The organism is Mesorhizobium sp. B2-3-10, assembly GCF_006442275.1.
In the GTDB taxonomy this organism is placed as follows: Bacteria; Pseudomonadota; Alphaproteobacteria; order Rhizobiales; family Rhizobiaceae; genus Mesorhizobium; species Mesorhizobium australicum.
The window spans coordinates 518,532-532,844 of sequence record NZ_VFVT01000004.1; the positions used below are offsets into that span (position 1 = coordinate 518,532).

Here is a 14,313-nt window from a genome sequence, read left to right on the forward strand (position 1 = left end):
TCGGTGCGCCCTCACCGCCGCCGACAGGGTTCGTGCGCCCACTTGGTCCACGCCCAGCGTCCCCGCCTGAAGCGGCTGGATCAGGGATTCGGCGGATACTGAGGGATCAAGCCAGCCCCCCAATCGTTCCGCCTCTAGTACGATCCGCCGATCGTGAAACGCGGCTGTGTCCGGACCGGGCCTCCCCAACGTCGTCGGTCTGGGCCAGATCCCCGCCGCGATCTGGTCCCAATCAGGCAAGGCTGTATCCGCGCTTGGCCACGCGAAAGGACTACCATGCTCACTCGATTATCAGTCGTAACGTTAAGCACATGGATGTATTGACTAAAATATTTTCTCGATTTCCGCATACTGTTACATAGGCCGTCAAAAGTACCGGCCTCCGAACCATTGGCTTTTTCTGCCAGATCGCGAAAATTGTGGTTCTATCGGCAGGCACGGCGGCGACAACACCCCGAAAGTCACTTCGGCCGCACCGCCGTCTCTACGCTAGACAACGCCGGCCACGATTCAGCCTCTCGGAATTATAGCGTCACGTGCTTGGTTCGCCACCCCCCTCCCTCAATGGGATGGCTATCGCGCGAGGGCTAGGAGAATTGTAAGCTTCATGCTACATATCTCGCTAATCTGTAGTGTGAAGGTTTCAAATGCCTACACCACATAACCCTCCCGCCGCTGTGCGGCGCGTCCTGCGCAAGCTTGGTGCAGACATCCACGATGCCCGTCGGCGTCGGCGGCTGCCAATGGCTGTCGTCGCAGAGCGCGCCTTCACGTCCCGCTCGACCCTGCAAAAGGTCGAGGCTGGGGACACCAATGTCAGCATCGGCATTTATGCAGGTGTCCTTCAGGCGCTCGGCCTGCTCAACGGTCTTGGCCAGATAGCCGACATAGGCAACGACCCGGTTGGACAAGCGCTGGCCAGCGCGGAACTGCCCAAGCACGTCCATCTCAAGCGAGCAGTCGGATCATCTCGCGATGGCTGACTTCGAGGTACATATCGCCCTGGACGGACGCACGCGCCCTATCGGCCTGGCGAGGAGTAATCGCGTTCGAGGCACGGAGACTATCCTTTTTGAATACGATGGCGCGTGGCTCGCCAATCCAGACCGGTTCTCGCTTGAGCCCGCCCTTGCCCTGACCCGCGGTGCCTTCGCCCCTCCTGCCGGACTGGTGACTTTCGGCTCCATAGGAGACTCAGCGCCCGACGCATGGGGGCGCCGTCTTATGCAGCGCGCCGAGCGCCGTCTTGCAGAACGCGAAGGTCGCGCCGTTCGCACCCTTGCGGAAAGCGATTACCTGCTGGGCGTCGCCGACGAGACCCGCCTGGGTGCCCTCAGATTCCGCTGGGCAGGCGAAGAGACGTTCCAGGCGCCTAGCCGCGCCGGCGTCCCCGCCCTGATCGAACTCGGGCGGCTGCTGCAGATCACCGAACGGATCCTCCGGGACGAGGAGACGGACGAGGACCTTCAACTCATCTTCGCCCCCGGCTCTTCCCTCGGCGGCGCCAGGCCGAAAGCATCGGTCATCGACCAGCACGGACACCTCTCCATCGCCAAATTTCCGAAGGAGATCGACGACTACAGCATGGAGACATGGGAGGAGATCGCGCTGCGGCTGGCCGAGCAGTCCGGCATTACCACGCCGCATCATGAGCTAATCGAGGTTGCCGGCAAGGCGGTGATGCTGTCCCGACGCTTCGATCGTTCCGACTCGATCCGCATTCCTTTCCTGTCAGCGATGGCCATGATGGGCGCCAAGGACGGTGAGCGCGGCAGCTACCCGGAGATCGTTGACGCTCTTACGCAACATGGCGCGCAGGGGAAGACCGACGCTCATGTCCTCTATCGGCGGGTCGTCTTCAACGTGCTGATTTCCAATGTCGACGACCACCTGCGCAACCATGGCTTCCTTTGGCTCGGCAAGGCGGGATGGTCTCTCTCTCCCGCCTACGACCTCAATCCTGTGCCCACCGATCTCAAGGCGCGTGTGCTGACGACGAACATCGACCTGGACGAGGGCACCTGCTCGCTCGACCTGCTTGAGGCGGCTTCGGAGTTCTTCGGCCTCACACTGCAGCAGGCCCGCGCAATCGTCAAAGAGGTCGCGACCGTGACCGCGACGTGGCGTGAAACCGCCAAGGCGGCGGGCGCCCGCTCTGCAGAAATTACACGGATGGCCAGCGCCTTCGAACACGACGATCTCAAGCGGGCGCTGGCGCTATGACCCGAACCTGCACCTACAACTTCACGCCTCCGTCATTTGACCCGTCCCCGGCGCGACCATCGCGCTGGACCTCTCCGAGATCGAAGACGCCGGCATTCGCGAAGTGCTTCAGACGATCTCTGACCCGGCACGCGCGCTATATCTCGGCACGAGCACTTCACAACTCACAACGCGTATCAGACGTTCAGAGCAATGCTGCACTCGCTAGGGGCAGGGTCCGCATCATCACGCAGTCGGGTTCAGGTTAAAGGCCTCGTAGTAAGACGCCGGCCTCTTGAACAGCCAATCCAGTGAACTAAATCATGACCGCCGGCGTCATCGGGGCCGGTATGCCGGCCGGAGAGCATCCGGCGGCCGAAGACCTTGTATCCATATTGCTCAAAGGAGGATGTGGCTATGAGAACCACTCTCGACTTTTCTCCCCTGTTCCGGTCGAGCATCGGCTTCGACCGAATGCTGAACGCGCTGGAGGCTGCGAGCCGCGTCGAAACTATCGACAACTGGCCTCCCTATGACACCGCCAAGACTGGCGAGGACGACTACGGCATCACCATGGCGGTGGCCGGTTTCTCGCAGGACGATCTGACCATCACCCAGGAGCAGAACATGCTCATGGTGTCGGGTCAAAAGGCTGGTGAGGACACCGGCCATTATCTGCATCGCGGTATGGCCGAGCGTTCTTTCCAGCGCCGCTTCGAGTTGGCCGACCATGTGAAGGTCATAGGCGCAAGCCTAGTCAATGGCCTTCTGTCGATCGATCTCAAGCGCGAGATTCCCGAGGAAATGAAGCCCCGCAAGATCAAGATTGCGGCCGGCGAGGCGCTGCCCAAGGTCGAGACGAAGCAGATCGAGACCGAGAAGCAGGCCGCCTAAAGCCGCCCCCAAAGCGCACATTGGGCACGGCGTTGGGCACTCCCCGGCGCCGGCGGGAAAACAAACGAACAAACAGAAGGAGAAGAACAATGAATGTCCGTGATCTGATCCCCTGGAACCGAGGCAACGGCAACCAGGCTCCAACTGTGTTCCGCGATAGCGAGCGCGACCCGTTCCTGTCGCTGCATCGCGAGGTGAACCGGCTGTTCGACGACGTCTTTCGCGGCTTCGGCTCGAACCTTCCCTCTTTCAACACTCCTTCCGCCTTCAGCGGCGGTTGGCCGAGCGTCGAGATTTCCGACAGTGAGAAGGAGATCAAGGTGACAGCCGAGATACCTGGCCTCGAAGAGAAGGACATCGAAGTCCTGCTCGACGACGGAGTGCTGACCTTGAAGGGCGAAAAACACTCCGAGACGGAGGACAAGGACCGGCAGTTCTCCGAGCGTTTCTATGGCCACTTCGAGCGGCGCATCCCACTCGGCTACGAGGTCAAGGACGACAAGGTCGACGCGCGCTTCAGCAATGGTGTGCTGACCGTGACCTTGCCCAAGAGCGAGAGAGCGCAGTCGCAGGTCAAGCGCATCGCCATCAAGAGCTAACCCGTGGCAGGCGCCGGCGGCGGGCAGCTGGCCGCCGCCGGCAGCGTCCTTCAGGCAGGCAGGGATGAACACCAGACAGGTCGACAGACCGAACCAGGTTATAACCCACAGGGGTGGCCGTCGAACGACAACTTGCACAAGCCTTTCGATGAAGCGCTCGCTCTTCCCGGACGATGCGGTCGCGCGCATTGACCACGTCCGGCAAGGCAAGCTTGGGGGGCTGGCGCCTCGTTTCGAGCGAAGCACTGCGCCGTTCGCCGAGCCCTGGTGGGCTAGACGAGCGGCGATGACACGCTGGCCCAGGTCGAGCTTGGCTTTCCGACATTGGAATCGGCCATCCGCTACGCCGAGCAGCAGGGGCTGACCTGCGTCTCCCCGATCGGGCTGGTCGGCAAAGGCCGTTGCCTGCAGCTCGATGAGATGCCTGCACAGGCCGGGAGTTCGACGCGAGCTTTCTCGGATGCTGTGCTTGATCGGCTCGGACTTGCCGTCCTTCAGGAGTGGTGCGGGCGCGCCCTCGACAGTGCGGCCACTCCCGACGATCCTCCGGTTCGGATGGCTGGACATCGCCTATGGACCTGGTCCGCGATCTGACGCTGGCGCTGGAGGCGAAGCGCTCGATCCTGATGAACTAGGCCTAGACCCTAGTACCTGATCGACCAGGCGACCAATAAGGGCATGCCTGAGAACAGTCGGCCGTCGCGTCTCGATGAAGACGAGCAGGCGCTGCTCGCGCTCGAATGCGAGGTTGCCGCCGACGGGGATGGTTCAGGCACGAGAGCCTCGGTCTCAGTGCGGGCCAATGGCTGATCGGCGTGGCGACTGCCTACTGTCCCGTCTCCGCTTTCCCACGACAATGCGCCTCCGCGTCTCAGCCGACGGCAGCGCTCTCATCGAGGCAGCGAGAGTCGAAATGGGCATGGGCACGGCGACGGTGCAGATCCAGCATGCCGCCAAGCGCCCAAGCCTATGGATCGACAAGGTCTCGTTCGAATAGGTGACATCCTCCTGCCAGGTTCTCTTATCGCTGCCGGCGGATCGAGCCAAACCGGCAGTATCATTGCCGCGGTACAGCCCGCCGTCGAAAAGCTGCATCGCCGATTGCCCGCCAGCGCGATCTTTACGGAGTTGGCGAGAGCGAAGCTGGCGAGACCTACGCATCGGTTGTCCGAGCTCGATCGCTATCTCGAGCCTGACGAGAGGATTTAGGCATTCGTGTCGTTCCTATCCGTAGGCGGGAACGAGCCGGGTATCTCGCACCGGAAGCTCCATGTCGAACTGCAACCCATCGGGGTCGTAGACTAAATTGATCTTCGCCTGGCACTGCACAGCGACAACTTTTTCCAGCAGTACCGTGCCAAAGCCCTTTCGCTTTGGTTCTTGCACTGTAGGTCCATCCCTTTCTCGCCAATGCAACGCAACGACCCGGTGATCGCTGGCCCGTTCGATCGACCAACTTACCTCAACCCGCCCGTTCGGCCGGGACAAAGCTCCGTACTTGGAGGAATTGGAGGCGAGCTCGTGAAATGCCATGCCTACAGGAATGGCAATGTCGGCGACCAGCGCTACATCGGGCCCCTCAAGCACGACCCGTGAAGAGCCGCTCGTGTCGTAATGGCGAAGTTCTCCCTCAAGAAGCTGGCGCAAAGACGCGGTCTGCCAGTAGTCGTCAGTCAGAATGGAATGTGTGTCCGCGAGGGAGACAATTCGTGCCGAAAAGTCGCGGACAAAGTCTTCCACCCGCCCGCTCGTTCGCGCTGTGGCGCTCATCATGGCGCGAACGTTGGCAAGAGTGTTCTTTACCCTATGATGGAGTTCCCGGATCAACAATTTCTGGCGATCAGCCACTTCTTGCTTCTGTTCGATGTACGACTTGACTTCTAACTGGCGGCTGCGGGCACGCAGTGCCGAGCGGACCGAGTTGACCAAGCTCGAGGCCAGGAACGGCCGTTCAAGGACGATCAAGTGCCGGTCGAGAAAATTTAGCCGCTTGTCGAACTCCGTCTCCCGCATCACCAGCAATACGATCGGATAGTCCGACCAAGCCGGCTGCATGTCGAGCCAGGCTGCCAACGCAGTACGATCAGCGTGAAGCAAAGCTTCCTCGGTGACGACGAGACATCTGGCAGTCTCGAGTGCTGCCACCACCTCATCAAGGGTTTTGCAGATATGTGTAGAGATCCCGCTTTCGGCGAGAATGGAGGCCGCTAGCTTGGCATCTCGCCCGAGCGGAGCAAGGATTAGCACGTCTCCCTCACGGGCGTTCATGCCCGGTCCTTGTCTTCCAGAAGTTCCGAGGATTTTCCCTCGAAAAGTGGCACGCCCGTCAAAATTCCCCGGAACTCTGCCAGTGGCTCTCCCACAGCAAGACCTTGGCTACCGATCCTGAATTCCCGGATGGTGTCCTCATGCGGCCCGACCCGTTTCTTGACAACAGAGATCGCGCGTCGGAGCCGACCGCCGCTCTCAAAGAACCTAAGCAGCATAACCGCATCGCAGAGGTAAGTGATGTCAATCGGGACGGACATGTTGCCAATGAGCCCGTGATTGGCAAGCAGCAGAATGGTCACAACGCCTTTGTGATTGAGGTAAGTCAAAATTTCATGCATTTGCAGGACAAGATACTGTTGTTCCGCTAGGGCGTTTAAGTATCCGGTGAGGCTATCGATGACAACAATGCGCACGTCGGACAATTCGACGGCCTTTTGAATCAGGGTTGATAGTTCGCCCGGCGACAAATCGGCTGGATCAATCTGTTCGAGGAGAAGCGCCCCTTGGTCAACAAACTTCTGCAGATCCAATCCAACACCGGCAGCACGCGTCAGAAAGATCCGTTTGGTTTCGTCGAATAGGAGCACCAGCACGCGCTCACCCCGCAACAACGCAGCATGGCCATAGGATGAGGCGATAGTGGATTTCCCAACACCAGAGGGGCCAATCAACAGGGTGCTGGTACCCCTTGCGAGCCCGCCTCCCATGAGTGCGTCCACAGAACTGTCGCTGAGGGCTGGGGGACCGTGCAATCCTTCTTCGTGTTCGGCCGCGACAAGCCGCGGAAACACAATCACTCCGCCGGGGCGGATGACAAAATCATGGAACCCACCTCGGATCTCGACACCGCGCATCTTGATGACCCGCAGACGGCGGCGCTCACTGCCATAGATTGGCGATAGCTGCTCCATGCGGATCACGCCGTGGCTAATGGAATGTAGATTGAAGTCGTCATGCTCAGCGGTGAGATCATCTAGAAGCAGGACCGTCGCGTCGTTGAGCAAGAAAAAGCTTTTCAAGGCCAGAACCTGCCGCCTATACCGCAAAGAACCTTGCGAAAGAAGGCGAATCTCCGAAAGAGAGTCGAAAACAACTCTATCAGGCTTCAGCGTTTCTATCTCCGCCAGCGCGGATCGAACGGTTTCGCCGAGTTCCAGGTCGGAAGAGTGCACCAGCGTCTGCAACTGTGATGGATCGAGGCTCAATTCCGGAGGCACAAGTTCAAGGATTACGATGCCGTCGAGGGTCCAGCCGTGACGAGTTGCGACCGCAAGCAACTCACGTTTGCTCTCAGAAAGGGTGATGTAGAGGCAGGTTTCGCCTGCCGCGACGCCTTCGATCAAGAACTGCAGGCCGAGCGTCGTCTTGCCTGAGCCTGGACGTCCTTCGATTAGATGCGATCTGTATCTGGCATATCCCCCGCGCAGGACATAGTCCAATCCTGGTACGCCAGTCGGTGTCGGTGCCGCATCATCCTGGTCCAAGTGGCCCCCTTTGTGGTCTGGTGGACCGCCAACAACGGCCGGTTTTCTTAAAGGTTCCTATGAGGCAATCCTGCGCCCGACGGGCGCTGCGAGTTGTCGTAAAGCCGCTCATCGGTAGACCATCTCGGACGTCACTTAACGAGGTCGCCTGGTGTTCTGCCCGGTCAACAGGGCCGACATTATTCAACTAAACTCAAAGCGTCGCGGTCGCATTAGCTCCCGGGGTTCAATCGGTTGCTATTGAACGAGCAACAAGCCGCCGCCAAAGCATCCTGGCATTGCCTAGACCGGCAGGTTTCCGATCCTGCCCTACCCGAACGAGCCTGCGAGTGGTAAAGAAGCAGACGCGCCCCAGGATGCAGAATGCAGAGGCAGTCGTGCGCCTCCCAAAGGTGCGACCGCGACGGCGCGTCCTCGCTATTGCCAGGATCGCTCTACTTGCGACGACGACATCGAAGGAGGCGCTGCCCTAAACCAGCGCCCCTTGCCTGCCCCGGAGTACCCTTCCCCCGAACGGGCCAAATACCCAGTGAAGGCTTTTTTGGGGACTTGCGTTGCGCCTAGCTCCCTCGTGCGCTTGGTCGTTGCACATATCTTCCCAAAAACAGCTCGGCGTGATTCCCCCACCGAGCTTTAAGTAGGGTTCGTGTCTTTGACCGATTGCCTGAAGGCTGGGCGAACGAACCTAACGCGAAGGCCGATACGTGACTGTCAACTTTACCTTTGCCTATGAAGGTAAATCTCGAAGATGGGCGGAAAGCTATGCGAGCTCTAAATCGCCGAAGCTCACAACAGCCAGTCAGCGGCTAATCCTTGCGCAAAAGGCCCATCGCGGTAAGCGACAGGCTCTATTGGGCTCAGAGGACTAGAACTTGTAGGCGAAGCCTAAGCGAACCTCGCTGGTAGTCAGATCAACAACCCCCGCCGGCAATGCTTCCTTGCCGAAGTCAGTATAGCGATACTCGGCGCGCAGCAGCAGATTGGCCGTCATGGCATAATCCAAGCCCGCGCCTATCGTCCATCCCGTGAATGTATCTCCGAAAGAACTTACGCCGGTGTTACTGCTGATGCCGATGTCTCCAAATGCAACGCCACCCGCGATGTAGGGAAGAAAGCGATCGGCGGCATATCCCAGGCGAAGTCTTGCCGCCCCACTCCAGTTGAGCTCCTCAGTCCCGACGCCGCCCGGAAATGGCAGACCAGGAGCGGCAAATATTTGGCCGCTGCCATCGACATTGGCGGACACGAAGTCCAGTTCCGCACCAATCACGACGTCGTTTGACATCTGATAGTTATAACCAGCGAAGACACCCCCAAGGAACCCGTCAGGGTCTGACTCAATAAACCCCGGTCCATTATTTTGGTGTATGTTGCCATCACTCCAAGCATATCCTGCTTGGACGCCGACATACCCGCCTGTCCAAATAAAAACGGGCGCGGCTTCTCCGACGATGGCGTCGGCAGCAAACGCCGAGGACGCCAGCAGAGACAGCGACAGACCAAGAAGCAGCTTTTTCATAGTGGCCCCCATAACCTGTCCGTTGGTAGCAGAGCTTCCCGGCGCGTGCAGTTGTATTTCCGCCACATTTGACCTGATTCGGGTGCTAGCGCGGTGCGGCTCAGAAAGGGGAGTGGCTTAGCCCAATGGAATACCATCGGTCCGGATGAGAGGGCGTCAAAGGACGGTTGTTCAAACATCACGGAGATCCGTCGGCCTCGGCCGACAAGCGAAGGATCGCACCAACTCGCCCGTGGTGCTGTCGGCGTACTTTTCCTAAATGGCCTCCATTACTGGCGCCGGTCTCGCCGCGGGAGATGACCGGTAGTGGGCGGCCGCCACCATCCCCAACCAGGCACGAGTCCCAGGAAACCCCGCCATGTTGGCCGAGAGCTCCTCGCGGATGATGATCGGATAAGTCCAGGCTTGGCGCGCCGTTTTAAAGTGAGAAGCTGTTTGCCCATCTGTTCGACCTCGGCGGATGAGCGAACTTGAATCCGCATCATTGATCGGGGCGGCCATGGCACGGCGCACCGCGCGTGCTCATTCGGCGATAAGGTCGATCGGCGCTTTGCTTTCCCGGCTTGCCGATGGCGGCCTCGTCAAGCTCCGCCTCTGCTAAGGGGCGCTGCACCCGGCCCTTCTAAAGGCTGTCCGTCGAAGCCCTGTAGCCAGGCCTCGGCATGCTCGTGCCAATACTCAGGCACGGCGCGTTCCTTGCCATCCTTGCGCGCCTGCTGGCCATACATCCAGGCGTAGGCACAGGTGATACGCTCCTGATCATTCTTTGCGACGACCATCTTACTCATTCCTCGCGAAAGTTCTGCAATGTAGCGTGCCGCAAATCCTCCTCGCCTCGCAAATGCTTCACACGGCCGATGATGCCGGGCTTGACCCATTGCGTTGCCGGCCGCTTCATGCCCTTGGGCGCCGGTCGCACATGCTCCTGGACGCGTTTCCACAGCCGTTCTCGGATTGCTCGGCTGGAATTGGTGAAGGTAGAACCGACACACTGGCCGGTCTTCCGATCGGCCATCAAAGCGAAGGCTGGCTTGCCCGGCTCACGTTCGACGCCAAGTACCTCGTATTCAGCCACCGTATGGCATTTTGCTTTCACCCAGTTCATCGATGGGCCGCTCCGGTATATACGGTCATTGCGCTTCGACACCATGCCCTCCAGCCCGGGCTGCTCGACAAGGTGGAAAATGCAGCATCGCCGGGCAAAGGCTGATAGAAGTGGATCCTGGTGTGCGGCGGGATCAAGTCGGCCAGGATGTCGCGACAGTCTTCCAGCGCCACATCCCGAAGGTCATGGCCGTTGAGGTGCAGCAGATCAAAGGCTACGAAATAGAGGTCATGCTGCCGGCTGGTGATGGCATTGCGCAGCGGGCCGAAGTCCGAGATCCGAGCCTCGTTCAGCACGATGATCTCGCCGTTTAAGGTGGCGTTTTCGACATTGAGGTCGCCGGCTGCCTTGGCGAGGTCTCGGTATCTGGCCGTGCAGTCGAGTCCGCGCCGCGTGAAAATCCGCACGCCGCCCTCATCCTTGGTGAACTGAGATCGATAGCCGTCACACTTGACTTCGCGAATCCATTCTTCGCCCTCGGGAGGCTTCTCAACCAGGATCGGCATCAGCCGCTTACTGAACCTTCAAACCCATACACAGCACTCACGAACCGCAGTTCAATCAGTTTTGGCTAAAATGGTTGCGGAACCTTTACCAGGGCGGGATGTTGCAGCCCGCATGACAAAGCTGTCCGAGCTTGGTCCGCCTATTCCCGGCAAGTTGCACAGCGCCCAGCATATTGAAGAGCATCTGCACTTCTACAACTGCACGTCCCCGTGGCCAAAGGGTTGATCAGCGCGATCTGCGCCAAGTCTTCTGGCATGAGCGGCCCGTTCATGAGCCGCTGGAGCCGGAGCCTGGAGGCGAAGGTGATCGCATTTCCAAAGCGGAAATAACAAAGCCCCACCAGCGGCTGGCCAGGCGACGAAGGCTTGTCGCACTGTTTGATGGAGACGTGAGGCAAACCCCGACATTGGCCAGTGCAGGCCCCCGACCGTGCTCTTAAGAATGGTGGAATGCGTGCCTGTGGATAGCAGCGGCTCATTCACCATATGCCGGCAACCCCATTGTAGGCGCCGCTGATGGGCATAGCGTGGAGAAGCGCCGTTGCAAGCGCATCCCTCCGCGCCGGCGTGCCTCCAAGCTCAGCTGACGTTGCCTATAGACGACCGGGGCTTTACGCCGCCGCCCGCTTGCCCGGTCGTCTGCCCCTCTTTTGCGCATCTTCGTTCGCGGCTACAGCCCGCCCGCTCCATGATGAACGATGGCGTCGAGCACTGTTTCGTAAACGCTGCCGGTCTCCTCCTCAATTTCGGTGCTACTGATCCCGATCGCCTTCGCGTCGGCGAAAGGCTTTTCAATCGCCTCCGCAACCGTAATCACGTCTGAACTGGCGAGGCCTGACAGATTGCTGCTTAGCCACCTGTCGAGGAAGTTGACGCCGCGAGTGCTCATCGGGGCATAAGCCGCCGAGAGATGTTACGTTCCGCTCATTGATGCAGCCGCCAAAGAGCGGCCTTTGCGGAATTTCAGGCTCCAGTAACTTTCGAGCCGCCGCTATCACGGCGAACGATGTTGCGAAGGTGGTCCTTGATGGAATCCATGCTTCAGCTGCCTGTTAGCGGCGAAAGCATGATGTTCACTTCCATACGTCCGCTACCGGTAATTCTCGCCGGCGACGGACACCCACGCCTTTAACGTCAATAGCGGAGGCTATTAGCATGGACTAATCTTCTGATAGGTCGCAAGATGCCCTCCATTGAGGGGAACCGGTGAGTTGGCGTTGTGATTTTGGTCGTAGAGGATGAGCCGCTGATCCTAATGGATATCGAATCCGGGTTAGAGGACGCTGGGTTCGAGGTCGTTCGTGCGAAAAACGCGGAAATTGCGATCGAGGTGTTTGACACAGACCCGTCGAATATCCTCGCCCTGGTCACTGACGTTCGTCTCGGGAACGGAAAATCTGGATGGGAACTCGCCAGATATTTCCGCCACGCCTCACCAGCAATGCCAGTTGTCTACGTCAGCGGTGACAGTGCCCCCCATTGGGCTGAACAGGGCGTCCCAAACAGCGTCATGATTTCAAAGCCATTTGCCGTCGTGCAGATTGTAACGGCACTAGCCACACTCCTTAACCAGCAGATGCCGCGCGACCCAGGCACGCCCACCTAAGTGCAATGTCACTGGTGCAGTAAAAGAGCCCGCTGGCGAGAGCTTGCTGGCTTTGAACACATTCCACTTATATCAAGGGACCGGTGGCGGCGGCGGGACTATCGACGCCCCCGACCGGGCAGTCACGGACGACAGTCGCTCGCGGTTGATCAGCCCTGGGGGCTCCTCGCCTTATCCGCGGCGGCGAAACTGCGCCGAGCTAGCGAGTCTTGTCAGCCGCCTGCGATCAAAGGAGAGAGCGCAAACCGGCCGCGTCTATTCACGGCAGCGGCGGCGTCCGTACACAGAATCAAGGCAATTGCCGGACCTTGGTGACCAATGCGGAGAATAGAATGCCATTCGGCGCCATGGAAATTGTGCCGAGATGAAAACAGCATCAAGAAAGCCCGCCGCTCCCGCGACGGGCCTTCCATAGGGCGTGGCACATCCCGTCGGAATCGACCACTGTATGGTGAACCTCCTCCCTCGAGTAGTGTTTCGGGCACGAAAAAGCCCGCTGGCTGGAGCCAGCGGGCAGGGTCACTTGGGAAGGCCGCAGGAGTTGGTGCGGCCCGCTCCCGAACCTTGATTTGCTGCGAACCGATATTAACCTATCTGGATTTTGAGACATGCGACAGAAGGCGAAGAAGTGGACATGTTCCCCCACTAACCTTCCCTTTCCAACGATCTGCCTGAACGGCGAGTGGATCGCCTTGCTTGCTGGATCGCTCAAGTCCGCATCTTTTTCGCTTTGAGCGACGAGTTCGTTTTGCTGAAGGGTCACGTACTCTCGACGCGCGAGTGCCCTCCTTAATCGGGGCACGTGACATTATCGGAAGGCGAAATGCAAAAGATTGTAGCTGCTGTTGGGATATCGCCTGCTGCATCCGCGCCGCGTGACCTGGGCTAAGGAACAATTTCCCGCCCGCGCGAGTTGCTAACGCAGTAGGTTACACATCACGATAAGGCGGCCATTCTCATGCAAAAGATGGACGACACCAAAAAGCTGGTTAACCGCTTGGATGAAACGCAACGCCGCATTAAGGAAACTCAGGAGATTATCGAGCAAAACCAGCGGCTTATAAAGCGATCTCGTAAAATCCTTTCAAGTGCAGCCCAGAATTTCGGCGATGCTCGGCAGGGCTAATCATCTCACTTCGGAAAGCACACCTGGCGATTAGTCGGGTCATTTCTGTCGGAGTTTGATTGCGCTCCCGACCTCGACAACGCTACCTCACACCAGCATCTACCTATATTGCCGCCGGTTGGCTCGATGAGCAGCGCGTCCGCGGCACGGCCCCAGCGGAAGATGCAGCACTGTCGCCACGACGCAGAACCGAGGTCATTGCGACTTGAGACCCGTGCTGCCGTGCTTCAAGACCCAGGGGGCTTCAAACGAGCAATGGCGCGGTGCTCGTCGTTGAACGATCATAGCTATGCAATGGAGCCGCCAAGATCGCGCTATCATCGCGACGCGGGGCGCGATCGCGCTGCGGGGCGGGCAAACAGTCCACCCCCGTTTTTGTTGGCCTCAAAGGCTAAATTTAGCCGCCCATCTTTTTCGCCATAGCGCAGAAATCCGCATGCGCCTTGTTAAGCGTAGTATCGCCGCAGTCTTTCAGTATCGCCTTCTGTTCATCGGGCTTCATGGACATCCAAGCGGTTTTGAAATCCGCCTCCGACCTCAGCGTTTTCATGCCTGCATCGGTGAAGAACGGCGACATCTTCGCCGGATCGTCGAGAGCGGATGTGTTGTTAGCGGCAAGTGCTGAACCACTCATCATGGCAAGCGTCAGCACGCCCATTGTGAGCATCTTGATGTTCATTTGATCCTCCGTGTGGTCGTTGAAGTGACCACAAGAGAAACGTGCATTTTCCAACTGGGTTCCAGCGCATAGCCGTTGAAAACCTAGGATGATAGGCTGCTCGGCGATGATAGGAAATTAGCAACTTCAAACATTGTTACGCACATCCGCGATCACCACGAAGCGTCCGCAGGCGCTATCGGCCGTGTTCAGCAGGGCCCCACCAACCTTCCCAAAACGTACTTCAGTCGCTCCGTTTCAGTGGGCCAGATCATAGCTGTCTCCGACTGGAGTGATACGCCGTCTCGTTTTCGTTGCCTCACTGCATCCATCAGCTCTCGTG

At 59.0% G+C, this 14,313-nt stretch carries 15 protein-coding genes and 1 pseudogene; 7 read left to right on the forward strand and 9 right to left on the reverse strand.

The window, feature by feature from the left end:
- Positions 1–36: 36 nt before the first annotated feature.
- Positions 37–180: pseudogene (locus FJ943_RS30015) on the reverse strand (SOS response-associated peptidase); the annotation flags it as partial.
- 467 nt (positions 181–647) lie between these two features.
- On the opposite strand from FJ943_RS30015, the gene FJ943_RS15170 reads away from it, so the two are divergent.
- The 5 genes from FJ943_RS15170 to FJ943_RS30165 all read left to right on the forward strand — a co-directional run bounded on the left by FJ943_RS15170 (position 648) and on the right by FJ943_RS30165 (position 4,505).
- On the forward strand, positions 648–983 hold the full coding sequence (locus FJ943_RS15170; RefSeq protein WP_140716002.1) for a helix-turn-helix transcriptional regulator: 336 nt from the start codon (positions 648–650) through the stop codon (positions 981–983).
- Positions 976–2,223, forward strand: coding sequence for a HipA domain-containing protein (locus tag FJ943_RS15175; protein WP_140722537.1), 1,248 nt, complete (start codon positions 976–978; stop codon positions 2,221–2,223). The genes FJ943_RS15170 and FJ943_RS15175 overlap by 8 nt, the downstream gene beginning before the upstream one ends.
- A 396-nt stretch (positions 2,224–2,619) precedes the next feature.
- Entirely contained in the window at positions 2,620–3,096 is a 477-nt protein-coding gene (locus FJ943_RS15180) for an Hsp20 family protein (protein WP_140715998.1), read from the forward strand.
- An 89-nt stretch (positions 3,097–3,185) separates the two neighbouring features.
- The gene (locus tag FJ943_RS15185) at positions 3,186–3,695 is read left to right on the forward strand and encodes an Hsp20/alpha crystallin family protein (RefSeq protein WP_140620004.1); all 510 of its coding nucleotides are present in this window, start codon (positions 3,186–3,188) and stop codon (positions 3,693–3,695) included.
- Positions 3,696–4,373: 678 nt separating this feature from the next.
- Positions 4,374–4,505, forward strand: coding sequence for a hypothetical protein (locus FJ943_RS30165; protein WP_281406168.1), 132 nt, complete (start codon positions 4,374–4,376; stop codon positions 4,503–4,505).
- Positions 4,506–4,919: 414 nt separating this feature from the next.
- Here the strand turns inward: FJ943_RS30165 and FJ943_RS15205 are convergent, their stop codons facing one another.
- From FJ943_RS15205 to FJ943_RS15230, 7 genes are all read right to left on the reverse strand, one after another.
- The gene (locus FJ943_RS15205) at positions 4,920–5,963 is read right to left on the reverse strand and encodes a sensor histidine kinase (RefSeq protein WP_140620006.1); all 1,044 of its coding nucleotides are present in this window, start codon (positions 5,961–5,963) and stop codon (positions 4,920–4,922) included.
- Positions 5,960–7,450, reverse strand: coding sequence for an ATPase domain-containing protein (locus tag FJ943_RS15210; RefSeq protein ID WP_140722540.1), 1,491 nt, complete (start codon positions 7,448–7,450; stop codon positions 5,960–5,962). The genes FJ943_RS15205 and FJ943_RS15210 overlap by 4 nt, the downstream gene beginning before the upstream one ends.
- Before the next feature lie 865 nt (positions 7,451–8,315).
- A complete protein-coding gene (locus FJ943_RS15215; protein ID WP_140620010.1) occupies positions 8,316–8,969 on the reverse strand; it encodes an outer membrane protein in 654 nt (217 codons plus the stop codon).
- A gap of 581 nt (positions 8,970–9,550) precedes the next feature.
- On the reverse strand, positions 9,551–9,748 hold the full coding sequence (locus tag FJ943_RS15220) for a hypothetical protein (RefSeq protein ID WP_140824493.1): 198 nt from the start codon (positions 9,746–9,748) through the stop codon (positions 9,551–9,553).
- A 5-nt stretch (positions 9,749–9,753) separates the two neighbouring features.
- On the reverse strand, positions 9,754–10,074 hold the full coding sequence (locus tag FJ943_RS30255) for a hypothetical protein (RefSeq protein ID WP_318013340.1): 321 nt from the start codon (positions 10,072–10,074) through the stop codon (positions 9,754–9,756).
- Positions 10,071–10,580, reverse strand: a complete 510-nt coding sequence (locus FJ943_RS30260; RefSeq protein ID WP_246681384.1) for a hypothetical protein — start codon at positions 10,578–10,580, stop codon at positions 10,071–10,073. The genes FJ943_RS30255 and FJ943_RS30260 overlap by 4 nt, the downstream gene beginning before the upstream one ends.
- A 670-nt stretch (positions 10,581–11,250) precedes the next feature.
- The gene (locus FJ943_RS15230; protein ID WP_140620012.1) at positions 11,251–11,469 is read right to left on the reverse strand and encodes a DUF768 domain-containing protein; all 219 of its coding nucleotides are present in this window, start codon (positions 11,467–11,469) and stop codon (positions 11,251–11,253) included.
- A 330-nt stretch (positions 11,470–11,799) separates the two neighbouring features.
- Between FJ943_RS15230 and FJ943_RS15235 the strand changes: the two genes are divergently transcribed.
- Together FJ943_RS15235 and FJ943_RS29665 are read left to right on the forward strand one after the other, a co-directional pair.
- Complete coding sequence (locus tag FJ943_RS15235; protein ID WP_281406169.1) at positions 11,800–12,186, forward strand: response regulator; 387 nt, start codon at positions 11,800–11,802, stop codon at positions 12,184–12,186.
- Positions 12,187–13,144: 958 nt separating this feature from the next.
- Positions 13,145–13,312, forward strand: a complete 168-nt coding sequence (locus FJ943_RS29665) for a hypothetical protein (RefSeq protein ID WP_181166506.1) — start codon at positions 13,145–13,147, stop codon at positions 13,310–13,312.
- A gap of 397 nt (positions 13,313–13,709) precedes the next feature.
- Here the strand turns inward: FJ943_RS29665 and FJ943_RS15240 are convergent, their stop codons facing one another.
- On the reverse strand, positions 13,710–13,991 hold the full coding sequence (locus FJ943_RS15240) for a hypothetical protein (protein ID WP_140722544.1): 282 nt from the start codon (positions 13,989–13,991) through the stop codon (positions 13,710–13,712).
- Positions 13,992–14,313 lie beyond the last annotated feature (322 nt).